Origin of the sequence: Haloarcula sp. CGMCC 1.2071 (assembly GCF_037078445.1) — an archaeon.
Classification (GTDB): domain Archaea; phylum Halobacteriota; class Halobacteria; order Halobacteriales; family Haloarculaceae; genus Haloarcula; species Haloarcula amylolytica.
On record NZ_JAYMGY010000003.1, the window covers coordinates 136,312 to 161,499 of the forward strand.

The following is a 25,188-nucleotide window of genomic DNA, read 5'->3' on the forward strand; positions in this document are numbered from 1 at the left end:
GTCGACTGACGAACGCCGCCGGAGCAGATCACCGGCAGAACTAGGCGCCGTCAGAACCGAACGGAGTCGTCAGCGTGGCGGCACAGACTTATGTCCGTGTGACCGTGATGAGCCCCTCTTTGAGCGCCGCTTCGAACCGCTCGTCCAGTGTCATCTGGTCCCAGCCGTCCGGCCGGTCCTCTGTGGCGATCTCAGAAAGTGACTCGACCAGCGACCTGTGGAGGAACCGACCGTTCTCGCCGCACTCGCTGCAGGTCCTGATGATCGACCGAACCTCGAAGTTCCGCTCGACGGCGTCCTGGCATCGGGCGCACACGTACGTTTCGGACACACCTGACTATACGCCGCCCGGATACTCGGATGTTGTGACTCCTTTCATCTATATATCATGATCGCCTGTCGACTACACCGACGACGGCCCGTTCTATCGAATATCACCGTACAGTTCTCTTGTCGGGAGATAACCATCGTGACATGAGATGCGCCTATAGCGAGCATTTCAGTTCACTTAATCGTGCAATCCAGAAGGCGGCTGGTCGCTTCTGGCAGCGGTGTCCAGTATCGGCTGGAGGGGGTCGTTCCGCTGTTGTATCCTGTTTTATTTTCATCATGACTGCTAAACCTATTTACAATCCCGGGACAAATCGTGGGCGTGTTGATGTCCCCGCCGACCGTCCTCCTCATCGCTGCCGAGACTTCTGCCGGAGAGCAGTTACAGGCGGCACTTGAACAGGCAGCAATCGACGCAACGGTCGAGACGACAGAGCCCGAATGCGTCGATACGACACTGCTACGTACCGCGGTTGACTGCCTCGTCGTCCCGGTGACGTGTGGAGGGATGGCGGGCGGTCATCTGGCGGAGGCAGCCACCGGGCTCTACCCGAACCTCCCGGTGATCATGTACGGCAGTGAGGCGGACCGTGGAGATCACATTCGGACGGTCGACGACGATCTCGGGTCGCCGGAACTGGCAGCCGCAGTCGATGCAGCACTCGAAGACAGCGAGACGATGGCCGCCCGACCGGCTTCCCGGCCGGAGACGATTCTCGCCACGATGTTCGAACGGTACTCCGAGCACCTGTACGTGAAAGACGATGACAGGCACTATCTGTTGCTCAACGATTCGTCGTACGCCCCGCCGGAACTGCTCGGCCGGCGAGACGAAGACGGGCTCCCCGCCGGGGCGACGTATCTGGATGCAGCACGCGGTGACGACCTACAGGTCATCAACGACGGGGCCGACGTCCTGGACATCCACGAGTTCTCGCCGTCGATGGGGAAACACCTCCAAACGTCGAAGATACCCTGGTACGACGAGACCGGCGAGCTAATCGGCCTCATCGGTATCACGCAGGATATCACCGACCAGAAAGAGCGCGAACGTCTCCTCAGACAACAGAACGAACGTCTCCGGAAGGTGGCGCTGCTGGCCGCACACGAACTCCGAAACGAACTCCAGGTGTCGACCGGCCATCTCTCGCAGGTCGAGGCCGACGACGAACACATCGACGCTGTGGAGCGTTCTATCGACCAGCTCTCCGGTATCGTCGACAAGGTCGTCTCGCTGGCGTCGAGCGACTCGCCAGCGTTCGAGCCCGAACAACAGTGGCTCTCGACAGTCGTCTGGGACGTGTGGAGTTCGCTATCGCTCGAAGCCGCATCGCTCGAAGTGACATCGGACAGGAGACTGCTGGCGGACGCGGAGTCGATGCGCCTGTTTCTCGAGATTCTGCTCTCGAACGCCGTCGAACACGGCGGCCCCGACGTCGCGATTCGCGTCGGTGCCACGTCCTCGGGATTCTTTGTCGCGGACGACGGGCCTGGCGTCGACGTCTCGCCACCGGAGCGGGTGCTCGAAGCGGGGTACGCATCAGAGAAACAAAACAGCGGGTTCGGGCTCTACATCGCCAACCGGATCGCGAAAGAACACGGCTGGTCGCTGTCCGTCGATGACAGCGAGGCGGGCGGCGCGCGGTTTACCGTGACCGACGTGGAACGACCGGATTAAAGCTCGAAGCTCTCGTCGCCGTCGAGGACGTGGACCTCGGCGTCGCTGCCGGTGCCTTTGACCTCGTTCACGAAGTCTTGCGTTTCGATTTCGATTGGTGGGAACGTGTCGTAGTGCATCGGGAACGCGTGGTCGACGTCCAGCCAGTCGACGGCGACGGCGGCCTGCATCGGCCCCATCGTGAAGTGGTCGCCGACCGGCACCGCCGCGGCGTCCGGTTCGAGGAACGGGCCGATGACGTCGCGCATCTCCGTCATGAGACCGGTGTCGCCGGCGTGGTAGAACGTCGTCGACTCCGCGTCGCTGACCTGTGTGGGCTTCGTGTCCGAGATGATGAAGCCACCCGGCATCCCGCCGCTCGTGCCGTAGCTGGTGTCCATGCCGTTCGTGTGGTCGGCGCGGTGCATCGTGACGAACGCGTCGCCGATTTCGACGGTCCCGCCGAGGTTCATCCCCATGCCACCGACGGCGTCGAAGTCACCGAAGTTGTCTTCGCAGTACTCGACGATTTCCGGCGTAGCCACGAGCCCACAGCCCTCGTAGCGGTCCACGTCGCCGATGTGGTCGGCGTGGCCGTGGGTCAGCAACACGTAGTCCGGGTCCAGTTCCTCGGGGTCCGTGTCCGTCTTGGGGTTATCGAAGAACGGGTCGATGAGCAATTCGGTGTCGTCGACTGTTACGTGCCACGTCGAATGGCCGTACCATGTGAGCTCCATGTCGGATGCACGCTACTCCCGGCGTCCACTTAATACTACAGTCGCCCGGGGCGGACGATCATTCCTGACTACGCCCCGTCACCGTTCTCCGGCCGGACCCGCGAGAGCCGCATCGCGTTCCCGGTCACGGCCGTCGTCATGCCTGCGTCACCCGCGAGCACGGCGACCCAGATAGGGACGAGGCCGAACGGGACAGCGACCGCCAGGCCGGCCTTGACCGCGAGACTGGCCCAGATGTTCTGCCGGATGACGCCGTTTGCGTCGTTGGCCAGTTCGTACAGGTACGGGAGCTTCGAGAGGTCGTCGCTCATGAGGGCGATATCGGCAGTTTCGAGGGCGGTATCTGTACCGGCGGCCCCCATCGCGACGCCGACGGTCGCGCTCGCCAGCGCCGGCGCGTCGTTGATACCGTCCCCGACCATCGCGACACCGTCGTATTCTTGGACGAGGTCGTCGATAGCGGCGACTTTCTCGTCGGGCAGGAGCTCGGCCTGGTAGTCGTCGACACCCACTTCTCGGGCGATAGCTCCCGCAGTACGCTCGTTGTCGCCGGTGAGCATCACCGTCCGCTCGACGCCCAGGTCGCGGAGCCGTGAGACGGCGGCTTTCGCTTCCGGGCGCACCTCGTCGGCGACGGCGATAACACCCTCTATCTCGTCTTCTGTCCCGACGATGACGACCGTTTTGCCTTCGGCCTGGAGTTCCGGAACCGTGTCCGCCAGCAGGTCCAGGCAGTTGTGGCGCTGACAGAGTTGCTGTGCCATTTTCGTGACGACGCCGCCGTCGGTGGTCGCGTGGACGTGCGAGAGGTCGAACCCGAGGTCGTCGAACAGCCCCGGCTTGCCGGCGTAGTGAGGCGTCCCGTCGAGGTCCGCCCGGACGCCCTTCCCGGTGATGCTCTCGAAGTCATCGACTTCGGTACTTTCGACGCCAGCAGTGCCCGCCTCGGCGACGATGGCCTCGCCGATGGGGTGTTCGCTCCGCTGTTCGAGGCCGCGGGCGCACTGCAGGACCTCCTCCTCGGTGTTCCCGTTGAGCGGAATCACGTCGGTGACAGTCAGTTCGCCCTTCGTGAGCGTGCCCGTCTTGTCGAACGCGACCACGTCGACCGCGCCCATCGCTTCGAGGTGGTTGCCGCCCTTGATGAGCACGCCGTTCTTCGCGGCGCTGGTGATGCCCGAGACGACCGAGACTGGCGTCGAGATGACGAACGCGCAGGGACAGGCCAGCACCAGCAGGGTCAGGCCGTACACGACGGCGGTCGACCACGTCACCTCGAACACGGTGGGGGACGCCAGTGTCACAAGGACGGCGAACGCGACGACGACCGGCGTGTAGTACGCCGAGAAGCGCTCGACGAACTGCTCGCGCTCGGTCTTGTTCGACTGGGCGTCCTCGACCATCTGGACGATGCGCGAGAGCGTGTTGTCGCTGGCCGCCGCCGTGACCTGTACTTCCAGATACCCCTCTTCGTTGATTGTCCCGGCGTACACCTCGTCGCCCTCGGTCTTGTCGACCGGGACGCTCTCGCCGGTGATCGGTGCCTGATTGACCGCGCTGGTCCCCTCGATGACCGCCCCGTCCATCGGTATCTTCTCACCGGGCCTGATGACGACGACATCACCGACCTGCACGTCTCCGACGGCCATCACCTGCTCGGTGCCATCCCGCTTGACCGTCGCTTCGTCGGGCGAGAGGTCCATCAGTTCCGCCAGAGAGTTCCGCGCGCGGTCCATCGAGTAGCGCTCCAGTAGTTCCGCGACGCTGAACAGGAACGCCAGCGTGGCGGCCTCGAAGTACAGCGCCTCGCCGAAGGCCAGACTGGCTGTGAGCGCGCCCAGAATGGCGATGGACATCAGCAGGTCGATGTCCAGGTTCCGGTTTTTCAGGGAGTAGTAGCCGCCACGCAGGATTTCCTGGCCGCCCGTCACGACCGCGATGAGAAACAGAATGTCGGCGGCGTGCAGCGGCGACCCGAAGACGCTCCCGACCTGCGTGTTCACGCCGGCCAGCAGGAACTCGAAGAGGAGGCCGAACGCGACGAACACGCCGCTGACCCACGTCTTCAGCGCCCGCGAACTGGTCCAGAGCGAGCCGTTCTCGTCCGTCTGCCCGGTCGCCGTGTCGTCCTCGCCTGTCGTCTCCGTGACCTCGTACCCGGCGCTCTCGATTGCCGCCACGAGGTCGCCCTCCGTCGTCGCGTTCCGGTCGTATGTGACGACGGCCGTCCCGGTAGTCGGGTGCGTCTCGACGACTCTGAGACCGTCAACCCTCCCCAGCGCGCTCTCGACCTTGCCGGCGCAGGAGGCACAGTCCATATCCGGGACCCCGAACCGCAGCGTCTCGCCGCCGTCGTCTGCGACGGTGTAGCCCGCCGCTTCGACGCGCGCCGCTATCGCGTCCACGTCCGTTTCGGCCTCGTCGTACTCGACGGTGAGCCGGCCCGTCGCTACCTGCGCGTCGACGCCCTCGATGCCCGTCAGTTCGCGGACGCTCGATTCTACCTTTCCAGCACAGGAGGGACAGTCCATTTCGGGGACAGACAGCTGCGCGACGCGGGCCCCATCGTGTGAGCCCGTCGCTGTCGGGTGACTATCGGCATTCGAGCAGCCACATCCATCGCCATCCGAACAGCCGTCGGACTCCGTCATTACCGGTGCTAGGCTACCCGATCTTATTAATTCAACTGCTAAAACCGGCGCTCTAAGTGGGATTAGTTAATAAATAAACTCGGTTTTGTTATTAATCTGGCCGGCATCGACCGCACTGTTGGCTGTGCTGGCTGAGACATTTCCCTCAGTCGAACGGCGTCGTCCGGGTCGGCTTGCCCTGTGCGTAGCGGATCCAGCGTCGCATATGTCGGCCGACCGCCCAGAACAGTACCACAGTCATCGCCAGTAGGGCCGACAGGAAGACGATTCCCAGCCGTATCGGCTCCTCGGTCGGGAGGCCGATGAGCAGTACGATTGTCCCGACGAGTGCCATCTCGACACCACATCGCAGACCGGGCAACACGAACCCCGGTGTCGGCGTTTTCGTTCCCGATGAATCCTCTGCCATGCCCCCCCGTATGCTATCGGGACGATTGTAGTTTATGCCCGTCTTCGATGGCGAACTGAAAGTCACGACACACCGCAATCGAGCACCCGGGTGCGGTAGAGAGACCTGACCGTGCCTTTTTCGCAGCCCAGGCCTACGCCCCAGTATGAACCAGTCTTTCACGCGCCGGGCGATGTTAGGGGCTCTCGGGACGGCCGTGGCGGCCACGGCTGGCTGTCAGAGCCCCGGGACCAGCAGCGATTCGGACGGTAACACCGCCGACCAGTCGGGGTCGGCCGACGCGGTCGCGCAGTCCGACAGCGTCTACGCCGACGTCTATCAAGAGGTCGCCGATGCCGTCGTCTCGATCAGGGTGTACGCCGAAGACTCGCGTGGTGGGCAGGGGAGCGGCTTCCTCGTCGACGACGAACACATCGTCACGAACGAACACGTCGTCGCGGGCGGGGACGAGTACTACGTCCGCTTTGCCGACACCGGCTGGCGTTCCGCTTCCGTCGTCGGCGCGGACGTGTACAGCGACCTGGCGGTCCTCCGCATCGGCGCGACACCGGACGTGACACCTCTCTCGTTTGTGGAGACCGAGACGACAGTCGGGACCGAAGTCGTCGCTATCGGGAACCCGTTTGGCCTCTCCGGCTCGGTGTCCGCGGGCATCGTCAGCGGCGTCGACCGCACGCTCCAGAGCGCGAACAACTTCTCCATCGCGGACGCGGTCCAGACCGACGCACCGGTCAACCCGGGGAACAGCGGCGGGCCGCTGGTCACGCTTGAGGGCGACGTGGTCGGTGTCATCAACTCCGGCGGCGGCGACAACGTCGCCTTTGCCATCTCGGCCCCGCTCGCCCAGCGTGTCGTGCCGTCGCTCATCCAGACCGGCGACTACGACCATCCGTACATGGGTGTTGGCCTCCAGAGCGTGTCGCCGCGGATCGCCGAGGCGAACAACTTAGACCCCGGGTCCGGGGTGTACATCACCCGTGTCGTCAGTGGTGGGCCAGCGGCGGGCGTCCTACAGGGAAGCGACGGGGCGACGACGATTTCGGGGACGGAGATTCCCACTGGCGGTGACGTGGTCAGACAGATGGACGACACGCCGACGCCGACGCGGCAGGCGCTTGGGAGCTTCCTCGCGCTGGAGACTAGCCCCGACGAGACGGTCGACGTACTGGTCGAGCGCGACGGGACACAGGAGACAGTCGAACTCACGCTCGGCTCGCGCCCGGAGCCGTAACGAGCGTCGGCGGCCGAATCTGCTGCTCCGACCGTGGTTACCGCGTCCGGAGCCCGCCCTGTTCGTTACGGCTGCCGCCGGTCAGTACGTAGCTGACGGCGGCAGCGAGGGGCAGTGTCACCGGGAGCCCCGCGACGAGCAGGCTGATACCGAGGCCCCTATTGCCGAACACGTAGAGCGCAACGCCGGCCGCAGTGACCACGACGAAGTCCGCGATGGTCGCCAACGCGGCCAGTCGGAGGCGGGCCGCGCGGTCGGAGAGTTCGCCCGCCGCCGCTCGGTCGCGGTGCCACAGCAGGACGTAGCCGGCGAGCAGTCCGGTCAGGCCGGCCGAGACGCCCACTGGCAGGCCGATAAGCAGCGAGAACTCTATCTGTGGTTCGAAGCCGGCGGTCACCGAGACGGTCGTGACGGCAAACGCAAGTACGCCGAGGAGCAGCGCGACGACGATGCGGACGTGCGTGTTCATACGTCTCAACTGCACGACTGTCCACAAATAGTCCACCGCTGTCACAGAACAGAATGTCGGGCGGTACTTCGCACAGCGGCCTGTTCCAGCCCGTCGCGTCGGCTTATTCTAACGGTTCGGCGGCGTCCTGTTCGACCAGCGGGTCGGCGTTGTCGGCCGGCAGCGTCACCACGTCGTCCGTCGAGAGGTCGTACTCGCGCTGGTCGACGCCGAATATCTCGCCCACGTCGTCCGTGATGCGGACCGTCCGTCGGTCCACGTCAGCGGCTCCAGCGGTATCTGAACTGGCTGGTGACTGCGGTCCGCCGTCGGCGTGCGTCGGGTCCGCCGCTGGTCCGGAATTGGACTCAGCGCCGGGTTCGGCCGGTGGGACCGGTACGTCGTCACCGGCGGCCGGCACGTCTGCCGGATCGGACTGACTGTCGACAGTGGGATTGCTGCCCGTATCCAGGTCCGGCGGCGTCGGTGTGTCGGGTTCCTCCGCTGGCTCCGACTGGTCCCCGCCGCTGCCCATCATGTCGGCCGCGTCGACACCCGTGTCCGGCGTCGATGGGGGCTCGGGCGGGTCGGCCGTGTCGGCTGCCGGTTCGTCCGCCGTCTGACGTGGCTCCGGATCGGGGGCCTGTCGCTCGTCCGAGTTCGGCTCGTCGCCGACCGCGCCGGTCGGGGCCTCCCCCGCGATGACGTCGAGGACGTGGCCCCGGTTGGACTCGATAGCCTCGACCATCGTCTCGAACAGGTCCCGCTCCTCGCGTGTGAGGCCGTCGTCCTCGGTCGGCATGTCCGCCGCGGCCAGCGACGCCATCTTGACGATCTTGCCGACGCGGCGTTCGTAAACGGCTTCGACGGTCTGCTCGGCGGTCTTGATATCGTCGGTCAGGCGGTTGACCTCGGGCGAGTCGAACGGGTCCTCGGCGCGCTCGGCCGCGCGGTCGCGCTCCGACCGGAGCTGTTGAATGAACTGGCCGGCGTCCTCGTAGAACGTTTCGCGCAGCTGCTGGAGCTGGTCGGTCTGGCGTTCCCGCGATTGGACGGACTGGAGTTCGTCTACGTTCATTCTTTCCCCTTCTCGGCGCGGCCACGGGCCATGAGAAACACGCCCACGTGCTCTGGTACAGTCTGATTACCCGCCTCCAGTGTAAAGCTATCGCCATCCAGCTCGACGAGGCCCCCGTCAGTCACCTCGACGGTGATGTCGTGGCCCCGGAACGTCTCCGGCACGGGGTCGACCAGCGGGTCGAACGCGTCGATGTCCTCGCGGTCGATGCGCTGGACTTCAAGCCCGCTGCCGCCGTGTAGCGACCCGGGCAGGCGGATGAGCCGGTTCGTGTCCGTCGTCACCGGTTCGTCTATCGGCGCGTTGTCCGCCGCGACGACCTCATGAAGGAGGATCTTCGCCAGCTGGTAGAACGCCGGATGCACGTCGATGTTGCCGGCCTCCAGTTGCTCGTAGTTCGACCGGGCCGCGTTCAGCGCCGCCGTCGCCTTCCCCTCGCCGATGCCGTCGTACTCCTGCAGTTGTTCGAGCGCGTCCGCCTCCTCCATCGCGAGGAGGTCGTCGACGACAGTGAGCATGTGGCGGTGCGCGCGGGCGCTCCAGCCGCCCTCCGTCGAGAGCGTCCGCTTCTGTGCCGGACTGGACCGGCCGGCCGTGCCGGCGACGGACTCCTCGTCGACGAGTTCGTCGAACTCCAGGCCGATACCGCGGACGTAGTCGACGATTTCCCGGCGGGCGTCCCGTTCGAGGCCGCGGATGCGCTCGTCTCGGACGTGGACGTGGTACCCCCGACCGCCGGAGAAGACGACGGTCAGGTCCTCGAAGCCGAAGTCGTCTTCCAGGAAGTCAAGCAGTCGAAGCAGCGCGTCCTTGCACTTTTCGAGCATCTCGGCGTAGGTGTCCTCGCCAAGCACCACCGAGGGCAGGTGGTCGGCGTCGAGGTCGAACACGAGGTCCGAGGAGCGCCAGCCCTTGTCCGACATCGTCGAAGCGCTCGGTTCGTCGTAGCGGCCCGCGGAGAAGTAGACGTGGCGGGGCTTCCGGCGACCGAGGAAGTCCTCGATCTCGCCGAGGTCCAGCAGCGAGCGATGGCGGACCATCGTCTCGCCGGGGCCGTCGGTCCAGGGAATGAATCCCCATTCACGTTCGTTCGCGGCCGGCGGCGGCGTTACTGACGCCTGTCGGTAGTGATCGCCGAACCGGCCACGGAGGTACGCGCGGGTCCGCTCTTCCATCGGCTACCTCGTTGGGGAGGTCCCTTGAAAAGCGTTCGCTTAGCTACGCAGGAACTTCGACAGTTTGTCCGTAATCGAGTCCTCGCCGAGCTTGAGGTAGTAGGCGTCGCCGCCGTCCTCGTAGTAGTTGTCGATGCGCCGCCGGATCTCGAAGCCGATGTGTTTGTAGAAGCCGATCGCCTCCCGATTCGTCGCCCGGGCGTGGCAGGTCACACTGCCGTAGTCCTCGGCGACGCGGGCGACGAGTCGCTTGCCGAAGCCGTGGCCCCTGTACTCGTCGTCGACCGCGAGAAAGAGAATGTAGCCGTCGCGTCGAACCGCGGCGAAGCCGATGAGGCTGTCCGTCGACCGGTCGATGTAGAGATAGGTGGTCGACCGTCGGTAGGCGTCGCGAAAGAACCCCCGCCGCTGTCGCAGGACCCCGTCGGATTCGCGGATGTTTTCCTTGAGCCGCCACGCCGCGTCGACGTGTTCGTCGTCCCCGCGTTCGACGATCTGTGTCTCGATGTTGACGCTCACTGCCGTATAAGTAGTGGAGGCGTAGATATAATTCCACCGCCTACAGAGGTGGGCTGTCGAACCGGCAGGGAACGAACGAAGGATTAGGTAGCTAGCCCACGAATTGTCAGGTATGAAGACGCGTATCCCGAGTCTCGCCGGAACTGTCGCGCTCGTTCTCACTCTCTTTTCGCGACCCGCGGCGGCACACGTCGACTACGTGACCGGGGGGCCGGGGGAGGCCCTCGACGCGGTGGCGTTTGCGATATCCGTGCTGTCGAACCCGGTTAACGCGGCCGTTTTCGGCGCCTCGGGGTTCGCCGTGACTGTCGGCCTCGCGGCATATCTCTGGGTCCGACCCACGATTACGGACATCGTCATCCTCCGGGACGTACTCGTCGGCTACGCGGACCTCGTCCCGTGGATGCTCCGACTCAGCGTGGGGCTGCCGCTCGTCGGCGCTGGCTTCCAGGGATACCTGTTCGCTCCCACAGTGACGTTTGACCCGACCACGAACCCGCTCGTCCGTGCCCTGTTTATCGGGCTGGGGTTCACGCTCCTGTTCGGGCTCGCGACCCGTATCGTCACGACTATCGGTCTATTGACTTACGGATGGGCACTGACCGTCGACCCGGGCGTCGTGCTCGCTATGGAGTACGTCCCGGCCTTTCTGGCACTGTTGATTCTGGGCGGTGGTCGCCCGAGCGCCGACCACATGCTCCAGCAGGTCGCCAGCACCGACGGGACCTACTACGGCCGCGTCGACCCGGTCCACTATCTCAAGGGCTTTCTCGACTCGGCGACGGCACCGTACCGCGAGTACGTCCCGGTCATCGTCCGGGTCGGCATGGGTGTGACGTTCATCTACCTCGGACTGTTCCAGAAACTCGCCGACCCCGGCCAGGCGCTGCTGGTCGTCGAAAAGTACGATCTCACCGCCGTCGTGCCCGTCGACCCCGGCATGTGGGTGCTCGGCGCCGGCCTGACCGAGGTGCTGGTCGGTCTGGTGTTGATCTTCGGCTTCATGACCCGCGGGGCCGCGGCCGTCTCCTTTATTCTGTTCACCACGACGCTGTTCGGCCTGCCGGACGACCCGGTGCTCGCGCACATCACGCTGTTCGGAATGGCCTCAGCGGTGTTCACGATGGGTGCCGGGCCGCTCTCCTTCGACGACTGGTTCGGTCGGCCGGCACAGAGCGACCGTGAGACCGTCGCTTCGGCGGACTGACTGGTCTACAGCAGTACCGCCGTCAGTTCGCGCCGTCCCACTGGTCTAGCTGGGTCCGGTTCCCGCTCGTGTTGTGGTATATCGTAATCGTGTCACGGGCGCTCACCCGCCGCTCGTAGGCGTTCCCGCTGCTCAACTGCGCGATGTCGCCCGGACCGATCATCGCGTCGGGCTCCCGGTTCGCCACCTGTGCCCAGGTGACCGTTCTGCTCGGTCCTTCGAATTCGACGTTCCCCGCTTCGAACTCGTCGCCGCGGGCGTGTGTAACGATGAGCAGTTCGTTGTCCTCGACGTAGTCGTAGCTGAAATTCGCCTGCGGGCCGCCGCCGTCGTCGTCCTCGATGACGAGGACGTTCAGCCCGACGATAGCCGTCACGAGTAGCGTCAGTCCGATGAGCACGGCAACGCCGATGCCCTCCGTCATCCCGACGGTCTCAGTCCTGAACTGTCCCATAGCCGTCTATCACCCCTAATGTGAGACGGCGTTAAATGCTGTTCGACGGCGAGGGGAAGACACATATCGGTCCAACTCACAGCCACCGGTATGATAGACGAGACTGTCGAGGAGATCTCGGAGATGCAGACCCACAGTTCCTCCGTGGTCGCAGTCAAAGCCGCCCAGGCGCTCCGGGACCTGACTGACAGGGAGTACCCGACGGTCGAGGACTACCTCCGCTCGCTCGACCGGAACAGCAGCGCCCTCCGGCGGGCGAACCCCTCCCACGCCTCCCTCCATACCACTCAGCACAAGATCGTGACCACTGTCTCGGATGCGGACCCCGACGATGTGGCGACTGCCAAGGAACTGACTACCGAGGCTATCGACGACGTTGTCGACTCGGTGGAGTCGTCGAAAGACCGCGCCGCTGCACGCGCCGTGTCGGAGATCGCCGACGACGACGTGCTGTTGACCCACGACTTCTCCTCGACGGTCCTTGCGGCCATCGACGACGCCATCGAGGCCGGCCACAGCTTCGAGGTGTACGTGACGGAGTCGCGACCACGCTTCCTCGGTCGAAAGATGACGCGACACCTCTCTGACCGTGACGGCGTCGACGTCACGCTCATCGTCGACAGCGCCGCCGGCCACTTCATGTCACAGGTCGACCGCGTGCTCGTCGGCATGGACTGCATCGTCGACGACACGCTGTACAACCGCATCGGCACCTATCCGATTGCGACGGCGGCGGCGGACAACGACGTGCCGGTGACGGTCGTCGGGGCCGCCGCGAAGTACGTCGACGGGGCCTTCGCCTTCGAAAACGAGATCCGGTCACCATCTGAGGTACTCCGGGAACCCGCGGAGGGGTTCGAGGTCGCAAATCCGGCCTACGACGCCACGCCGACGCACCTGCTTGATACGGTCGTCACTGACGACGGAATCCACGAGTACTGATACTGTCGGCTGTACGTCTGTAAAGAATTTCGCCACCCGGGGTGGCGAATATCTTAAAATAGTCACAGCCAACAGTATGAGGCGGACTGCTGTCTTTTCCGCATCCAGCAGGACGGGTCCCGGCGACGGAAAGCGGGGTCGAAGGTTCTTGTTGCTGGCAGTGAAGAAGCCACGTATGGACGACACTGCCCTCCTCCGCCAGACGATCCGTCGGTGTACCGCCGTACTCGTTGCAACGCTTTCCACCCTTGGAGTGAGTCTGCAAAGTCCTGAAGAAGCGAGCTACTTGCTCATGCTGGCCATCGTCTCAATGGTGTATCTCGCCGTCGAGTTCATCAAAGTGAGTCCGCCCGCTGAGAACCCGGGAAGTCCCTCGTCTACAGACGGCGAGAAGTAGTTACGCAGTCTATCGCTGTTGGACGACGGTGTCACAGTCCGGACACCGGAGCTGTAGACTGTGTTCCGTTGCTTCGGCGGTCCAGTCGCCCGTCACTGCGCTCTCGTGACCGCAGTGGGGGCAAAACAGCGATGTCTTGGACCGCGTCTGTGGCGGTGGGTCTGAGTCGACCGCGCTGGTCGTGTAGATTTCGGTGGAGGTCATCAAGGAAAGGAACGCGCTGTACGCTGAAAAAGGTGTCGGCGAAATGTTTTATTGTTCACGCACAATATGGAATTGATATAGTTTTAATCCACGAAAACATGGATGAACGTTCCAAATTTTAGCAATTACATATACATTCGGTCATCAGACATTCGGTCGGAATCGGCGGCTTCCATCCGCTCAGCGAGTGCCTGATAGTGGGCTTCGATATTCGCGGCAAAGGCCTCTAGCGGACCGGTGTCGATCTGGATCGCATGGGTCTCTTTCAGTGCGGTGAGCAGTCTGATTGCGGCCGCAGCATCGGGCGCTTGCGGATGTGTCGGCGTTGTGAAAACGCCGGTCGAAAGCGAGCCGTCGATACCCATGGTGACAAGCTCCGCACTCAGTCCGTCGAGGAACCCGCTCCCCATCGGCCTGATGTCGGTATCGTCGAGATACGCTTCCCGATACGCTGGCGTTGCGATGTAAAACGGGGCGTGGTCGTCGGGCCCGTGCGCGATGGGGACGCCGGTGAGCATCGTAATGTTCGAAGCGTCCAGTTTTTCCCCGGCAGTCGTGATTGCCTCGGCAAGCGACTTGGCTTGGGCTGGTGGCACGAACCGTTCGCCGACTAAGACTGCAAACGACGCTGCTTCGTCGACATACAGCCGCGTGTGATGTCTCGGGGATCCGTTCTCGAATGGGGTAATGAACGGCGGTCCCGGCGTCCGTAGATGACCGACCTCTCGCATCGAATGCTGGTCGGCGAGATAATCGACGGCCGTGAGGCCGGCCAAGCCGTACTCCGAGACGCCGACTGCCAGCGTATCGACCGGTGGTCGGTCGTCCGAGAGGACCACCGAGATGTCATCGGAAGACATGTTTTTTCAGACGGGCCGCAAGGGGTAATACTGTCGGCTGTAAGTCTGTGAAGAATTTCGCCACTTCGGGGTTGCGGATGTCTTGAAATAGTTACAGCCGACAGTATAAGTAGTTCGGGAGGGGAACCCTTTTCTCGGGGCGGTGTCGATTCCATGGCATGCGTTTTGGCCCTGTCTGGCCGTTGCAGACACCCACCCCGACGCCGACCGAAGCCGCGACGGAAGTGGCGACAGAGGTAGCCACTGACATCGGAGGATTTCTCCCCTTCGAAATTCCGATGTGGATTGCCAACATAGGGAAATCCCTGATCGTCATCGGGCTTGCAATCGTCGTTTCTCGCGTTCTCGTCCGTCTTCTGGGTCGGCGCGTCGCTCAGCAGTTCCGGCGGCCAAGTCTCACTCGAACAGCGCTTCGCGGTATCCGTGCTGGTGTGTACATTTTCGCGTTGCTGACCATTCTGGGAATTTACGGTCTGCAACTGGGTGATATCGCACTCTCCGTCACTGTCTTCTCCGCCGTTGTTGGTGTCGTGCTGGCCCCAATTCTCGGAGGCCTGATTTCCGGTGTGTTCCTGCTCGCCGACCAGCCCTACGAGATCGGTGATATGATCGAACTCGCCGACACTGGCCAGCGAGGCTTCGTCGAGGACATCACGCTCAGACACACGAAGATGTTCACGCTCGACAATACGTTTCTCGTCATCCCCAACGGGGAGATCCGCCAGCGGGACGTTATCAATTACTCGGCGGAGGACTCACGGACACGGCTGTCGCTCGACGTCCTGGTCACGTACGAGAGTGACATCGCCGCCGCGCGGACCCTCATCGAAGCGGCGGCTCGGGAGGTGGACAACGTCATCTCCGGCGGGCCGGACATCCGTGTCGGCGCGGCCCGGTATCCCGCCTCGCCGACTGTGTATATCAACGAGTTCGCCGACCACGGCGTGTTGCTGACGCTCCGGTACTGGGTGACGGAACCGTACAAACTGCTCGCCGCACGCTCGAGGGTCCAGACGAACGTCTGGCGACGGCTCGAAGACGCAAACGTCGAAATCGCCTACCCGCACTCGCACCTGTACTTCGACGACACCAGCGGGGAGATGAACGTCTCACTCAACGACGGACTGAGCGGACTGAACAATGGTGGCCGGAGCCACGCGGCCACCGGTGACTCGCCCGTCCCACCCCGTCAGGACCCCGACGACCTCGCTGACGAGTGACGGCTGGACTGGGCATCCGGCTCGACAGTGACGATTTCGCAGTCGAGTTCCTCGCGGAGGAACTGTTCGACGTCGGGGTCGTCGACCAGCCGCCGGATCATCTGTCGCCAGCGACTCGCCTGTTTACTCCCGATAACGACGATATCGGCGTCCTGTGCGGCGACCTCGTCGAGAATCGTCTCTTCGACGAGCATCCCCGACCGGACGACGTACCGCGTCCGCGGGACGTGGCCGAACGACTGCTCGACGGCCTGTTTGAGTTCCGTCCGGTCGACCCGGTGGCTGTTCTGGTAGAGGTTAACGTGTAAGACGGTGAGGTCCGCGTCCTCCTCGTCGGCGATCTGAATGGCCTCCGCAAGCGTGGCTCTGGAGTTCTCCGAGAGCGGGTATCTGACTGGGACGACGACCTGTGGCATCGGCGAGATGTACCGTGCCGAGGTTTAAATCGCTAGCGACGAGTGAGTCGCCCGTCGACAGTCGGGGCGATATCGGTCTCGCGGACGTAGTCGGCCAGCGCCTCGTACTGTACGTCAGCGACGCTGACCCGATGAGACTCGGTCAAGACAGGAAATTCTCGCTCCGTGTAGTAGAGGTAGTTGCTCGTCGCGAGCGTGTACGTCTCGGTGTCACGGACCGGTCGGCCGTCGATTCGCAGTCGCTCGATAGTCTGCGTGTCGTCGTTCCAGACCAGTTCGACGCCGCTGAGGTGGGCGTGCCACCAGTCCGGTTCTCCGAACTCGACCTGTCGCCCGCTGCCCTGTCGACACAGCGTCCGGAGCTCCGCGCCCGTCAGTTCGGCGACGGTCAGGGGTTCCTCGAAGGGGACGATAGAGACCATATCGGCGACCGTGAGTGCCCCGTCCAGCGGGACCGTGTCGTTCCGGAGGCCACCGCTGTTCTGGAGGCCCACGTCCGCGCCCGTCGCCCACCGGTACGCGTCCGCGACGAGGTTGCCGAGGCGGCACTCACCGCCGTAGGTCGTCGCCCGGCTCCGGTCCAGCGGTTCCTCGACGTGCCCGACGACCTCGTCGAGTCCCGCAGCGGAGAGTCTGTCCTCGATGGCCTCTGCGACGTGGTCGTCGACGGGACCGTCGGCAGTCTCGCGGAACTCCGCAGTCGGTTCCGGCCCGCCGAGGTCGACCTCGACGACGGTCTTGCCGTTGGCTCCCGGTCTGGTGAGCAGTGTGCCGGCGACACGGTCGATGCGGCGCTCGTGGACGTGCCCGCCGAGGATGACGTCCACGTCGCAGGTGCGGGCCAGTTTCTCGTCAGTACGGCCCAGATGGGAGAGCACGACAACAACGTCGGCCCCGTCCGCTCGAAGTGCCGTGGCCGCCTCAGCGACGGCTTCGAGGGGGTCCGTGAACGTCAGCGTCGTCGCCTGTGGATTAGCTGCGGCCGTGTCGGGGTCGGTCACGCCGACGAAGCCGAGCTGTTGCCCGTCGACGGTCCGGCTCGCCCACGGCCGGGTCAGTCGTCGGGCGAACCGCTCGCCGTCCTGTTCGACATTCGCAGTCAGCCACGTCTGGGGCGACCTGGCGATGATGTCCCGCGTCGCGTCGAGTCCGTAGTCGAAGTCGTGGTTGCCAAGCGTCTCGAACGCGGGTGTCAGCGCAGTGAAGAGGTCCAGCGACTGCTCGCCGTCGGTGACCAGCGACAGCACCCCCGGACCGGTGTTGTCCCCGGTGCCGACCACCAGCGCATCCGGGCCGTCAGCGGCGGTCACTGTCCCCGCAAATCGCCCGATCCGTTCGGGTGTATCGTACGCTTTCTCCACGTCGGAGTACTGGATGATCCGGGGACTCACACCCGCAGTTCAGGGGAACCAGCCATTAATGGTTTCCGCAGTGATTTAGCCGCTGGCCCGTCATGCGTACGTATGGACGCACTCGAAGGTCCCGACGGCGAGACGCTGTACGTCGACAGGAGCGACGGCGACATCGGCAGGAAAGGCGCGTTTCATGTCGTCTACCGCGATGACGACCGCGAGCGACGCTGGGGCTACTTCTGTAGCAACTGTGAGACGTTCAACAACGCGATGGACTCGATGGGCCGCATCCGCTGTAACGACTGCTCGAACCTCCGCAAGGCTGAGGAGTGGGACGCGGCCCACGAGTAACAGTCGGGTCCGGGTGACAGACCCGTGCTGTTCTGCGTTTTTCGACGGCTGTGTCGCCGGCCCAACTGTCAGCCACATAGCTAGTGGGAACGTTTATCAGATAGCCGGTGGTACTGACTCTCAGATGGGGGCCGTTACCACATCACTCGACGAGCAGGCCCGGTCGATATTCGACGACCTCGGATACACCGTGTCGCGCACTGGCACCGAACTGCGAGCGGAACGCGACTGGCGCGTCGTCACTGTCTCAGTGCTCGACTCGCAGGACCCGATACCCGAGGGCGGCGATTTGCGCTGTTTCGTCACACGCACGGGCGAGGCAACGCACCTCAGCCGCCGTCTCACTCGACGAGACGTATCCTATGACTGGGCCGTCATCGGTATTACCGAGGACGGTGACTACGAGGTGGTCCGTCACCCCGGCGACACAGCCATATCGGCTGACGCCAACACTTAGGGGGCTCTCCGTCCACCATCCGGCGTGCAAGTCGGTGTCATCAATCGAGCGCTCGAACAGCTAGTCACGAACGTCGTCGACGCGCTCCCGCGCCTCATAACCGCGTTCGTCTTTCTCGCGATAGCTGCGGTCGGTATCAAAGCCATCATGTTCGTCGTCCGGGCGGTTCTGAAGCGGTCGCTGCCCGGCGAGTCGCCCGTGTACCGCCAGTTTCTCGGCGTCATCGTCCTCGTGTTCCTGTGGTTCGGCGTGGCGCTATCCTTCCTCTCTATCATCGGCCTGACCGCCATCGCCACGTCGCTGGGCACGGCGACCGGCTTCCTCGCGCTCGGCGTCTCCTACGCGCTCTCGGAGATGATCAAGGACGCCGTCGCCGGCGTCTACCTCCTCCGCGACCCCGACTTCAACCCCGGCGACACCATCAAAACCGGCGACACCACCGGCGAGGTGGCCGCCATCGAACTCCGGAAGACGCGGTTCCGGGTCGACGGCGATACTGTCGTCAGGGCCAACGCGGCCATCGAAGAACGCTGGACGAAAGTCGATTCCGCGTCCTGAGCGGGCCGAGTCCCGCGCTATCCCGTCACACATGGAGTTTAAGCGTATCGCCGTCGTACTCGGCGTATGTTCGTCGGGCACGCGCTGTTCGCGTTCGCCCTCGGAGGCCTCGCCGCGTGGTGGCTTGGACTCTCCCGCGAGCGGGCGGTCCAGTTGGGCGTCATCGCTGGCCTGTTCGCCGCGGTTCCCGACGTTGACATCGTCTACGCCCCCTTCGGGCTGCTCGTCGGGGCCGCCGAGAATCTGACGGCGGACGGCTTCTGGGAGACCGCGAACGTCGTCCACCGCGGGCCGACGCACTCGCTCCTGCTGGGGGCGGCACTCGCCGCCGCGGCCGGTCTCTGGGCGACCGAATCACGGCCCGCCCGAATTGCATCGCTGGCAATCGGCGTCGCAGCGACTGTTCTCACAGGCGTACTCAGCGGCCCCATCGCAGGGCTCGTGATGCTCGTGTTCGTCCTGGCCGTGCTCGGTGTCGCCACGGTCGCACAGTCCCGCGATATCAGCCCCCGGACGGTGGCCGGGCTGGCCCTACTTGGACTGCTCACCCACCCGTTCGGTGACCTCTTCACCGGCGGCCCGCCCCCGTTCTTCTACCCCTTCGACGTGAGCCTCGTCGCCGAGCGGGTGATACTCCACCCCGACCCGACGACGCACCTCCTGGCGGCGTTCGCTATCGAACTGGCGACGGTCTGGCTCGCCGTGTGGACCTACGTCCACCTCCGTGGATACACGCTGACCGAACTCGTCCGTCCCCGGGCAGCGCTGGGAATCGGCTACGGGGCGGCCGTCCTGTTCTTGCCCGCCCCGACGCTCGAACGGTCGGCGCACTTCGTGTTCAGCGTCCTCGCGCTGGGCGTCGTCGGGGCGCCGACCCGGCCGTTCAGTGACGGCGTCGACTGGCTGGAGACGGTCGTGACGGGGCTGGCGGCGGTGACCATCGCTGCGCTCGCGTATGCCATGGCGTATGGGGCTATCTGAACAGCCCACGCCGCCGGCATCGGTCGATAGGGTTTTTCGAGTCGCGGCTCACCTGACACTATGAGCCGAGACGTAGCGCGGTTGCTCCGGGACAGGCGCGTCAACGCCCTCGCGGCGTGGTGCATCGTCGCCATGCTCGCCGCCGTTTCTGTGACGAGTGCTGTTCAGGCCGACGTGCTGTGGGCCGGGTTCGCGGCTGCCGTCGCGGCACTGGCGCTGTTTCCGCCGGTTCTATTGCGTAACCGGGACGCCATGCTCCCCTGGGAAATCCTCCTGTTGGCGGCGTTGCCCGTCGTCGGCCGCCTGTTTGCGACGCTCTCGATGACCGGTAATCTCGCGACCTACCTCTCGGTCGCCGCCATCGCGCTCATCCTCGCCGTCGAACTCCAGCTCTTTACCCCCGTCCGGATGACGCCCCGGTTCGCCGTCGTCTTCGTCGCCATCACCACGATGGCCACCGCCGGCGTCTGGGCGGTCGTCCGCTGGGTGGCCGACCAGTTCCTCGGGACCACCTTCATCCTCGATCCGACGGTGTCAGAACACGTCATCGAGGAAGCGGTGATGTGGGAGTTCGTCGCGTCGACCATCGCCGGTATCGGCGCTGGCGTGGTGTTCGCGTACTACGTCCGACAGCAGGCCGGGACCAGTCGCGTCCCCGAGGAGGTCCAGCCGGACGTATGAAGGTCCGTGACCGCCTCCGAATCAGTCCGGCGACACAACAACTGCTCTCGCGGGCCCTGTCACTCGCACTCATCGGGCTCCTGGCGGTCGGTATCGAGCGGGGCAACGTCGGCATCATCGTCAATTCGGGTGTCGCCATCCTCGTCACGCAGCTCCCGGCGCTGCTGGAACGTGACTACGGCATCACGCTCGACCCCGCGCTGACGCTGTGGATTACGTCGGCGGCGTTCTTCCACGCGCTCGGAACTGTCGGGTTGCCTGGGTCCGAAGAGAACTTCTACGTCACCATCTGGTGGTGGGACCACTTCACCCACGCCCTCTCGTCGTCGGTCGTCGCCGCAGTCGGGTACACGACGGTTCGCGCACTCGACGAGCACACCGACGAGATCTCGATCCCCTCGCGGTTCATGTTCGTGTTCCTCCTCCTGTTCGTGATGGCCTTCGGCGTGCTCTGGGAGGTCATCGAGTTCTCGATCACGCTCGCCGCATCGGCGACCGGGAACGACACGATTCTGACACAGTTCGGTCTCAGCGACACGATGCTCGATCTCGTGTTTGACGCTATCGGTGCGATTATCGTGGCGATCTGGGGGACGGCACACCTCACCGGCGTGGTCGGTCACGTCGAGTCGTTGCTCGACCGGCAGTCGCAGTGACCTGTCCGTACTTTTATGCCATGTCCGTGTGAACAGGTCTCACGAAAATGGTTTTCAAGAAAATCACGCTGATCGGGACCAGTTCGGAAAGCTTCGACAAAGCCGCCGACGACGCCATCGAACGCGCGGAGGCGACACTTGACAATCTCAAGTGGGTCGAGGTAGAGGAACTCGGCGTCGAGATCGCCGGCGTCGAGGGCCGCGAGTACCAGGCCGAGGTCGTCGTGGCGTTCGAACTCGAAGAGTAGCTACGTCCGGAAGGACTCGCCACAGCCGCATTCGCTGACCACGTTCGGGTTCTTGACGTGGAACCCGGCCCCCTGCAGGCCGCCCTCGTAGTCGAGTACCGACCCCTCGATGTAGTCGATGCTGGCGTCGTCGACGAACACGCGGAGCCCGTTGCGCTCGAACACTTCGTCGTCTTCTTCAGGTGCATGCTCGAACCGCATCCCGTAGGAGAGGCCGGCACAGCCGCCCTGCTGGACGTACAGGCGAAGTCCGGATTCGTCGACGTCCATCCCCTCGCTTTCGAGGAGGTCCAGTGCCTCTCCCGCTGCCTGCTCGGTGACGGCTACGTCCTCGCCCCCGAGGTTCGGATCGCCGTCGTCTGCTGTGCTGCTCATACACAAGTATCCACGCCCGAACGTGTTAACAGTGACGCCGGTGGAACGGTTCGGAGAGATACACCCTGTTACTCTCTAGGAAAGCCCCGGAACCGCGTTACTCCTCGAACCGTTTGCGGACGCTCTCGGCGTGGGCTTCCAGCCCTTCGGCTTCGGCGAGGGTCGTAATCGTATCCGCGATGTCGTCCAGTGAATCCTCGGAGAGCCGCTGGACCGTCGTCGACCGGACGAACGTGTCCACGGAGAGGCCGCCGGTGACCCGCGCGTTGCCGCCAGTCGGCAGGACGTGGTTCGTGCCGGTAGCGTAGTCGCCCGCCGCAACGGGGCTGTACGGGCCGAGGAACACGGACCCGGCGGAGGGAATCCGTTCGAGGAGTGATTCGTCGTCGTCGGCCTGAATCGAGAGGTGCTCGGCGGCGTACTCCTCGGCGAAAAGGACGGCCTCGCTCATCGAGCGAGCGAGGAGAACGCCGGACCCGTCGTTGTCCAGTGCGGCACGGATAACTGCCTCGCGCTCCCGGCCGTCGGCTTGCTCGTCAACGGCGTCGACGACCTGATCAGCAAGCTCTTCGTCGTCGGTGACGGCGACGACCGAGGCGTTCTCGTCGTGTTCGGCCTGGGCGACGAGGTCTGCCGCGACCAGTTCCGGGTCCGCGTCACCGTCGGCGACGACCATGATTTCGGAGGGGCCGGCGAGGAAGTCGATGGCAACGTCGCCGCGGACCTCGGCCTTCGCCGCCGTGACCCAGCGGTTGCCGGGGCCGACGACGATGTCGGTCGCGCTGACGGTCTCGGTCCCGTAGGCCAGCGCCGCGATGGCCTGTGCGCCGCCGACCTGATAGACGGCGTCGGCACCCGCGACGTGGATGGCGGCCAGCGTAACGGGGTTGACCTCCTCGGCCGGCGGCGTGGCGACAGCGACGTGCTCGACGCCGGCGACCTTCGCCGGGATGACGCCCATCAGCGCGCTGGAGGGGTAGGCCGCGGTCCCACCGGGCGCGTACACGCCGGCGCTGTCGAGCGGGCGATAGCGGCGGCCGAGTTCCCGCCCCTCGAAGTCGTCGCGCCAGTCTTCGGGGACCTGCCGCTCGTGGAACGCGCGGATGTTCGCCGCGGCGTCCTCGATGGCCTCGCGCACGTCGTCGTCGATTTCCTCGTAGGCTCGCTCGGCGGCGTCCGTGATGTCGATGTTGCCCACCGACACGTCGTCGAACTCCTCGGCGAAGCGCCGGAGCGCAACGTCCCCTTCCTCGTGGACCTGCGAGACGATGTCGCGCACGTCGTCTCTGACGGCGTCGACGCCGGCGTCGCGGTCGAAGAAAGCGGCCCGCTCGTCGGGACCCAGGTCGGCTATCGTCCGTACGTTCATACCCCTGATTCGGGACGGGGCAAAAAACGGGTTTCCCTTCTCGTCAGCGTTTTCCGGCACTCGGGCGTACACCGCCTATGGCTTCAGTCGACGACCACCGTCGCCGGACGACCGACCTCCCTCCGGCGACGACCGAGTATTTCGCGCCCGAATTGGCGACTATTGATAGCTATCTGGAGACCGTCCCACCAACTATCGACACGGCGGCCGGCGACGCCGCAGTCGGCCCGATACACACCCTTCCGTGGTTCTACGTCGCCGACCTGACCGGCTGGCGCGGCAGCACGCTCGCCCGGCTGCTGGCCGCAGAGCGAGACGCCGCCTGCTACGAACTCTCGGCTGGCGCTGCGGACGCGCTTCCGGCCCTGTGGTCTCTCATCGACGAGAGCGGTGACGGGCCCGTCGTCCTCCACCTGGAACTGCAGGGCGAGGACGGGCGGATTCCGCGCACGCTACGGGAGGCACTCCGGCGCGGCTACGAACACAGCCCAGACGGCTGGGACGAGCCGGTGCGCGGCGAACCGGCGAACCTCTACGTCGTCTTCACCGATACGAACCCCTCGAAGCGACTGGCTGCGTCACTCCCAGCTGCAACCACGCCCACCACCGGCGCGGTCCTCTCGTATGCGCCCCGCCGGAGTATGCTTCCGGAACGGCCCGACGGGACGACCGTGCTCTCGGACCCGCCGGCGCTCCACGACCGCGAGGCCGAACTGGAGAGGTTCCTGCTGGCCGCGCTCGCCGAATACGGCGATGATGACGCTAGAGACCAGTACGTCGACCACGCCGTCGAAATTCTGTCGATCACCCACTCGCTCATCGGGAAGCGCGACCTGCTGTTCGACGTGTCGCCGCGGCCCGCACTGAAATACGGGGCTCTCTTGGACAGGCTTTCGGTCGGTGCGGCGACGGAGCGACTCGGGCGGGACGTGCTCGGGCAGGTACCACAGAGCCCCGGGAGCGAGGATATTCGGGCGACGCTGCAGGACTTACTGCCGAAGTAGGTGGCCGAGAAGGCGGTTATAGCGCCGGCCGCACTCGCTCAGTTCGCGTCGCTGACGATTTTGATGACCGCTCCCTCTTCGAGTTCCGTCTCGTCGCTGATACGCCGGTTCTCGCGGGCGTCGACGGCGTGGATGTACCCGTCGCCGATGTCGGAGTGGACGGCGTAGGCGAGGTCTTTGGGCGTCGCGCCCTGGCGCAGCAGGAACGCGTCGGGGAGGACGTTCTCTTGGCCGTCGGTCCAGTGCGTTTCGTTCTGGACGGGGTAGGCCGTCAGGTGATCGAGCAGGTCGTAGACGGCGGTGTCCATCGCGCCCTGAACGCCGGTGCCGCCCCACTCGTCCATAACGTCGCGGATGCGGTGCAGCCCCTCGCGTTGCTGGTCGCTCACGTCGCCGACGATATCGAAGTCCGGGTCGCCGGGGTCGTAGTCGATGACGCCGGCCTGTGCGGCGTTTCGCAGCGCGAGTTCGCCGTCGGCCGTCGCGGGCACGACCACATCAGCAGCCTCCTGCAGGGCCTCGATGTTCCCCTCCGGGGCGATGTCGGCCTTGTTCGCGACGACGACGAGGGGCTTCGTCCGCTGGCGGATCTCCGTCGCCAGCGCCTCGCGGTGCTCGTCGGTCCAGGCGATGGGGTCCTCGGGGTACTCCAGATCCCGCAGCGTCCGCGCCACGTCGAGTTCGGAGGCCCCGACGCCGGCCAACATGTCCACCAGCGACTCGTCGAGCTTGAAATCCGGCGAGCGGGACTGGCGTTCGATTGATTCCCAGTTGCGCTCGACGATGCTGGCGAGCCACAGGTCCATCTCCTCCTCGATGAAGTGAACGTCCTCGACGGGGTCGTGTTCGCCGACCTCGACAGGTTCACCCTCTGCATCAGTTCCGCCGGAGGCGTCGACGACGTTGAGAATTACGTCGGCGGTCGATAGCTCGTCGAGGAACTGGTTCCCGAGGCCGCGACCCTCGTGGGCCCCGGGGACGAGGCCGGCCACGTCGATGAGTTCCACCGGGACGTAGCGCTTGCCGTCCCGGCAGTTGTCGTCGCCACAGCGCTCCTCCCGGTCGAGACAGGGGCACTCCGTTCGGACGTGGCTGACGCCGCGATTGGCGTCGATGGTGGTAAACGGGTAGTTCCCCACGTCCACGTCGGCCATCGTCGCCGCTTTGTAGAAAGTAGACTTGCCGGCGTTCGGTTTGCCGGCCAGCGCGATAGAGAGCATG

At 64.8% G+C, this 25,188-nt stretch carries 30 protein-coding genes; 14 read left to right on the forward strand and 16 right to left on the reverse strand.

What is annotated here, in order from left to right:
- Positions 1-88 precede the first annotated feature (88 nt).
- Complete coding sequence (locus VI234_RS08015) at positions 89-331, reverse strand: hypothetical protein (RefSeq protein WP_008310020.1); 243 nt, start codon at positions 329-331, stop codon at positions 89-91.
- 327 nt (positions 332-658) lie between these two features.
- Between VI234_RS08015 and VI234_RS08020 the strand changes: the two genes are divergently transcribed.
- Complete coding sequence (locus VI234_RS08020) at positions 659-2,008, forward strand: hybrid sensor histidine kinase/response regulator (RefSeq protein ID WP_336329697.1); 1,350 nt, start codon at positions 659-661, stop codon at positions 2,006-2,008.
- On the opposite strand, the gene VI234_RS08025 is transcribed toward VI234_RS08020, so the two are convergent.
- From VI234_RS08025 to VI234_RS08035, 3 genes are all read right to left on the reverse strand, one after another.
- A complete protein-coding gene (locus tag VI234_RS08025) occupies positions 2,005-2,724 on the reverse strand; it encodes a metal-dependent hydrolase (protein WP_008310025.1) in 720 nt (239 codons plus the stop codon). The two genes, VI234_RS08020 and VI234_RS08025, sit on opposite strands and share 4 nt — an antisense overlap.
- Before the next feature lie 68 nt (positions 2,725-2,792).
- Positions 2,793-5,375 (reverse strand): heavy metal translocating P-type ATPase, encoded by a 2,583-nt coding sequence (locus VI234_RS08030; protein WP_336329698.1) that lies wholly within the window; start codon positions 5,373-5,375, stop codon positions 2,793-2,795.
- A 145-nt stretch (positions 5,376-5,520) separates the two neighbouring features.
- Positions 5,521-5,784 carry a hypothetical protein gene (locus VI234_RS08035; RefSeq protein WP_014039944.1) on the reverse strand — a complete coding sequence of 88 codons (264 nt, stop codon included), beginning with the start codon at positions 5,782-5,784 and terminating at the stop codon, positions 5,521-5,523.
- A 145-nt stretch (positions 5,785-5,929) separates the two neighbouring features.
- On the opposite strand from VI234_RS08035, the gene VI234_RS08040 reads away from it, so the two are divergent.
- A complete protein-coding gene (locus VI234_RS08040; RefSeq protein WP_336329699.1) occupies positions 5,930-7,015 on the forward strand; it encodes a S1C family serine protease in 1,086 nt (361 codons plus the stop codon).
- A 37-nt stretch (positions 7,016-7,052) separates the two neighbouring features.
- On the opposite strand, the gene VI234_RS08045 is transcribed toward VI234_RS08040, so the two are convergent.
- The 4 genes from VI234_RS08045 to VI234_RS08060 form a co-directional block, all read right to left on the reverse strand.
- Positions 7,053-7,484, reverse strand: a complete 432-nt coding sequence (locus tag VI234_RS08045; RefSeq protein ID WP_008310032.1) for a hypothetical protein — start codon at positions 7,482-7,484, stop codon at positions 7,053-7,055.
- A gap of 103 nt (positions 7,485-7,587) precedes the next feature.
- Positions 7,588-8,541: a hypothetical protein gene (locus VI234_RS08050; protein WP_008310034.1), complete on the reverse strand. Its 954-nt coding sequence runs from the start codon at positions 8,539-8,541 to the stop codon at positions 7,588-7,590.
- Positions 8,538-9,716: a DNA primase small subunit PriS gene (priS, locus tag VI234_RS08055; protein ID WP_008310036.1), complete on the reverse strand. Its 1,179-nt coding sequence runs from the start codon at positions 9,714-9,716 to the stop codon at positions 8,538-8,540. The genes VI234_RS08050 and priS overlap by 4 nt, the downstream gene beginning before the upstream one ends.
- A 39-nt stretch (positions 9,717-9,755) precedes the next feature.
- Positions 9,756-10,235, reverse strand: coding sequence for a GNAT family N-acetyltransferase (locus VI234_RS08060; protein WP_336329700.1), 480 nt, complete (start codon positions 10,233-10,235; stop codon positions 9,756-9,758).
- A 112-nt stretch (positions 10,236-10,347) separates the two neighbouring features.
- Here VI234_RS08060 and VI234_RS08065 point away from each other — a divergent pair, with 112 nt between their 5' ends.
- Positions 10,348-11,442, forward strand: a complete 1,095-nt coding sequence (locus tag VI234_RS08065; RefSeq protein WP_008310039.1) for a DoxX family protein — start codon at positions 10,348-10,350, stop codon at positions 11,440-11,442.
- 22 nt (positions 11,443-11,464) lie between these two features.
- Here VI234_RS08065 and VI234_RS08070 read toward each other — a convergent pair whose 3' ends face one another.
- On the reverse strand, positions 11,465-11,896 hold the full coding sequence (locus VI234_RS08070; protein ID WP_008310041.1) for a type IV pilin: 432 nt from the start codon (positions 11,894-11,896) through the stop codon (positions 11,465-11,467).
- 90 nt (positions 11,897-11,986) lie between these two features.
- On the opposite strand from VI234_RS08070, the gene VI234_RS08075 reads away from it, so the two are divergent.
- Both VI234_RS08075 and VI234_RS08080 read left to right on the forward strand, forming a co-directional pair.
- The gene (locus VI234_RS08075) at positions 11,987-12,838 is read left to right on the forward strand and encodes a translation initiation factor eIF-2B (RefSeq protein ID WP_336329701.1); all 852 of its coding nucleotides are present in this window, start codon (positions 11,987-11,989) and stop codon (positions 12,836-12,838) included.
- 175 nt (positions 12,839-13,013) lie between these two features.
- Positions 13,014-13,235, forward strand: a complete 222-nt coding sequence (locus tag VI234_RS08080) for a hypothetical protein (RefSeq protein WP_336329702.1) — start codon at positions 13,014-13,016, stop codon at positions 13,233-13,235.
- Between the two features lie 9 nt (positions 13,236-13,244).
- On the opposite strand, the gene VI234_RS08085 is transcribed toward VI234_RS08080, so the two are convergent.
- The gene (locus VI234_RS08085) at positions 13,245-13,439 is read right to left on the reverse strand and encodes a hypothetical protein (protein WP_008310046.1); all 195 of its coding nucleotides are present in this window, start codon (positions 13,437-13,439) and stop codon (positions 13,245-13,247) included.
- A gap of 125 nt (positions 13,440-13,564) precedes the next feature.
- A complete protein-coding gene (locus VI234_RS08090) occupies positions 13,565-14,299 on the reverse strand; it encodes a proteasome assembly chaperone family protein (protein ID WP_336329703.1) in 735 nt (244 codons plus the stop codon).
- 158 nt (positions 14,300-14,457) lie between these two features.
- Here VI234_RS08090 and VI234_RS08095 point away from each other — a divergent pair, with 158 nt between their 5' ends.
- Entirely contained in the window at positions 14,458-15,519 is a 1,062-nt protein-coding gene (locus VI234_RS08095) for a mechanosensitive ion channel family protein (RefSeq protein ID WP_336329704.1), read from the forward strand.
- On the opposite strand, the gene VI234_RS08100 is transcribed toward VI234_RS08095, so the two are convergent.
- The gene (locus VI234_RS08100; RefSeq protein WP_008310051.1) at positions 15,489-15,935 is read right to left on the reverse strand and encodes a universal stress protein; all 447 of its coding nucleotides are present in this window, start codon (positions 15,933-15,935) and stop codon (positions 15,489-15,491) included. The two genes, VI234_RS08095 and VI234_RS08100, sit on opposite strands and share 31 nt — an antisense overlap.
- Positions 15,936-15,967: 32 nt before the next feature.
- Positions 15,968-17,326, reverse strand: a complete 1,359-nt coding sequence (locus VI234_RS08105; protein WP_336329705.1) for a bifunctional metallophosphatase/5'-nucleotidase — start codon at positions 17,324-17,326, stop codon at positions 15,968-15,970.
- A 72-nt stretch (positions 17,327-17,398) separates the two neighbouring features.
- On the opposite strand from VI234_RS08105, the gene VI234_RS08110 reads away from it, so the two are divergent.
- The 7 genes from VI234_RS08110 to VI234_RS08140 all read left to right on the forward strand — a co-directional run bounded on the left by VI234_RS08110 (position 17,399) and on the right by VI234_RS08140 (position 21,219).
- Positions 17,399-17,638, forward strand: coding sequence for a DUF5816 domain-containing protein (locus tag VI234_RS08110; RefSeq protein WP_336329706.1), 240 nt, complete (start codon positions 17,399-17,401; stop codon positions 17,636-17,638).
- A 124-nt stretch (positions 17,639-17,762) separates the two neighbouring features.
- Positions 17,763-18,095: a DUF7116 family protein gene (locus VI234_RS08115; RefSeq protein WP_008310056.1), complete on the forward strand. Its 333-nt coding sequence runs from the start codon at positions 17,763-17,765 to the stop codon at positions 18,093-18,095.
- 24 nt (positions 18,096-18,119) lie between these two features.
- The gene (locus VI234_RS08120) at positions 18,120-18,653 is read left to right on the forward strand and encodes a mechanosensitive ion channel domain-containing protein (protein WP_008310057.1); all 534 of its coding nucleotides are present in this window, start codon (positions 18,120-18,122) and stop codon (positions 18,651-18,653) included.
- 66 nt (positions 18,654-18,719) lie between these two features.
- Positions 18,720-19,634, forward strand: a complete 915-nt coding sequence (locus tag VI234_RS08125) for a metal-dependent hydrolase (protein WP_008310058.1) — start codon at positions 18,720-18,722, stop codon at positions 19,632-19,634.
- Positions 19,635-19,694: 60 nt separating this feature from the next.
- Positions 19,695-20,315, forward strand: a complete 621-nt coding sequence (locus VI234_RS08130) for a hypothetical protein (protein WP_049942928.1) — start codon at positions 19,695-19,697, stop codon at positions 20,313-20,315.
- Entirely contained in the window at positions 20,312-20,971 is a 660-nt protein-coding gene (locus tag VI234_RS08135) for a hypothetical protein (RefSeq protein WP_008310060.1), read from the forward strand. Before VI234_RS08130 ends, VI234_RS08135 begins: the two co-directional genes overlap by 4 nt.
- Positions 20,972-21,018: 47 nt before the next feature.
- Entirely contained in the window at positions 21,019-21,219 is a 201-nt protein-coding gene (locus VI234_RS08140) for a dodecin (RefSeq protein ID WP_004593332.1), read from the forward strand.
- On the opposite strand, the gene VI234_RS08145 is transcribed toward VI234_RS08140, so the two are convergent.
- Positions 21,220-21,594 carry a HesB/IscA family protein gene (locus VI234_RS08145; RefSeq protein ID WP_008310062.1) on the reverse strand — a complete coding sequence of 125 codons (375 nt, stop codon included), beginning with the start codon at positions 21,592-21,594 and terminating at the stop codon, positions 21,220-21,222. It lies immediately after the preceding gene.
- Positions 21,595-21,691: 97 nt separating this feature from the next.
- Positions 21,692-22,963, reverse strand: a complete 1,272-nt coding sequence (hisD, locus tag VI234_RS08150; RefSeq protein WP_008310065.1) for a histidinol dehydrogenase — start codon at positions 22,961-22,963, stop codon at positions 21,692-21,694.
- Between the two features lie 77 nt (positions 22,964-23,040).
- Here hisD and VI234_RS08155 point away from each other — a divergent pair, with 77 nt between their 5' ends.
- On the forward strand, positions 23,041-23,967 hold the full coding sequence (locus VI234_RS08155; RefSeq protein WP_336329707.1) for a hypothetical protein: 927 nt from the start codon (positions 23,041-23,043) through the stop codon (positions 23,965-23,967).
- A gap of 38 nt (positions 23,968-24,005) precedes the next feature.
- Here VI234_RS08155 and VI234_RS08160 read toward each other — a convergent pair whose 3' ends face one another.
- The gene (locus VI234_RS08160) at positions 24,006-25,187 is read right to left on the reverse strand and encodes a redox-regulated ATPase YchF (RefSeq protein WP_336329708.1); all 1,182 of its coding nucleotides are present in this window, start codon (positions 25,185-25,187) and stop codon (positions 24,006-24,008) included.
- Position 25,188: the final 1 nt, after the last annotated feature.

What these genes read in the sequence shown, in the direction of transcription:
- VI234_RS08085 (WP_008310046.1), bottom strand. Translation starts at nt 13,439, where the DNA reads ATGACCTCCACCGAAATCTACACGACCAGCGCGGTCGACTCAGACCCA.
- VI234_RS08035 (WP_014039944.1), bottom strand. Translation starts at nt 5,784, where the DNA reads ATGGCAGAGGATTCATCGGGAACGAAAACGCCGACACCGGGGTTCGTG.
- VI234_RS08130 (WP_049942928.1), top strand. Translation starts at nt 19,695, where the DNA reads ATGAGCCGAGACGTAGCGCGGTTGCTCCGGGACAGGCGCGTCAACGCC.
- VI234_RS08065 (WP_008310039.1), top strand. Translation starts at nt 10,348, where the DNA reads ATGAAGACGCGTATCCCGAGTCTCGCCGGAACTGTCGCGCTCGTTCTC.
- VI234_RS08090 (WP_336329703.1), bottom strand. Translation starts at nt 14,299, where the DNA reads ATGTCTTCCGATGACATCTCGGTGGTCCTCTCGGACGACCGACCACCG.
- VI234_RS08100 (WP_008310051.1), bottom strand. Translation starts at nt 15,935, where the DNA reads ATGCCACAGGTCGTCGTCCCAGTCAGATACCCGCTCTCGGAGAACTCC.
- VI234_RS08075 (WP_336329701.1), top strand. Translation starts at nt 11,987, where the DNA reads ATGATAGACGAGACTGTCGAGGAGATCTCGGAGATGCAGACCCACAGT.
- hisD (WP_008310065.1), bottom strand. Translation starts at nt 22,963, where the DNA reads ATGAACGTACGGACGATAGCCGACCTGGGTCCCGACGAGCGGGCCGCT.
- VI234_RS08025 (WP_008310025.1), bottom strand. Translation starts at nt 2,724, where the DNA reads ATGGAGCTCACATGGTACGGCCATTCGACGTGGCACGTAACAGTCGAC.
- VI234_RS08145 (WP_008310062.1), bottom strand. Translation starts at nt 21,594, where the DNA reads ATGAGCAGCACAGCAGACGACGGCGATCCGAACCTCGGGGGCGAGGAC.
- VI234_RS08070 (WP_008310041.1), bottom strand. Translation starts at nt 11,896, where the DNA reads ATGGGACAGTTCAGGACTGAGACCGTCGGGATGACGGAGGGCATCGGC.
- priS (WP_008310036.1), bottom strand. Translation starts at nt 9,716, where the DNA reads ATGGAAGAGCGGACCCGCGCGTACCTCCGTGGCCGGTTCGGCGATCAC.
- VI234_RS08020 (WP_336329697.1), top strand. Translation starts at nt 659, where the DNA reads ATGTCCCCGCCGACCGTCCTCCTCATCGCTGCCGAGACTTCTGCCGGA.
- VI234_RS08040 (WP_336329699.1), top strand. Translation starts at nt 5,930, where the DNA reads ATGAACCAGTCTTTCACGCGCCGGGCGATGTTAGGGGCTCTCGGGACG.
- VI234_RS08080 (WP_336329702.1), top strand. Translation starts at nt 13,014, where the DNA reads ATGGACGACACTGCCCTCCTCCGCCAGACGATCCGTCGGTGTACCGCC.
- VI234_RS08115 (WP_008310056.1), top strand. Translation starts at nt 17,763, where the DNA reads ATGGGGGCCGTTACCACATCACTCGACGAGCAGGCCCGGTCGATATTC.
- VI234_RS08155 (WP_336329707.1), top strand. Translation starts at nt 23,041, where the DNA reads ATGGCTTCAGTCGACGACCACCGTCGCCGGACGACCGACCTCCCTCCG.
- VI234_RS08160 (WP_336329708.1), bottom strand. Translation starts at nt 25,187, where the DNA reads ATGCTCTCTATCGCGCTGGCCGGCAAACCGAACGCCGGCAAGTCTACT.
- VI234_RS08110 (WP_336329706.1), top strand. Translation starts at nt 17,399, where the DNA reads ATGGACGCACTCGAAGGTCCCGACGGCGAGACGCTGTACGTCGACAGG.
- VI234_RS08125 (WP_008310058.1), top strand. Translation starts at nt 18,720, where the DNA reads ATGTTCGTCGGGCACGCGCTGTTCGCGTTCGCCCTCGGAGGCCTCGCC.
- VI234_RS08095 (WP_336329704.1), top strand. Translation starts at nt 14,458, where the DNA reads ATGCGTTTTGGCCCTGTCTGGCCGTTGCAGACACCCACCCCGACGCCG.
- VI234_RS08135 (WP_008310060.1), top strand. Translation starts at nt 20,312, where the DNA reads ATGAAGGTCCGTGACCGCCTCCGAATCAGTCCGGCGACACAACAACTG.
- VI234_RS08030 (WP_336329698.1), bottom strand. Translation starts at nt 5,375, where the DNA reads ATGACGGAGTCCGACGGCTGTTCGGATGGCGATGGATGTGGCTGCTCG.
- VI234_RS08050 (WP_008310034.1), bottom strand. Translation starts at nt 8,541, where the DNA reads ATGAACGTAGACGAACTCCAGTCCGTCCAATCGCGGGAACGCCAGACC.
- VI234_RS08140 (WP_004593332.1), top strand. Translation starts at nt 21,019, where the DNA reads ATGGTTTTCAAGAAAATCACGCTGATCGGGACCAGTTCGGAAAGCTTC.
- VI234_RS08045 (WP_008310032.1), bottom strand. Translation starts at nt 7,484, where the DNA reads ATGAACACGCACGTCCGCATCGTCGTCGCGCTGCTCCTCGGCGTACTT.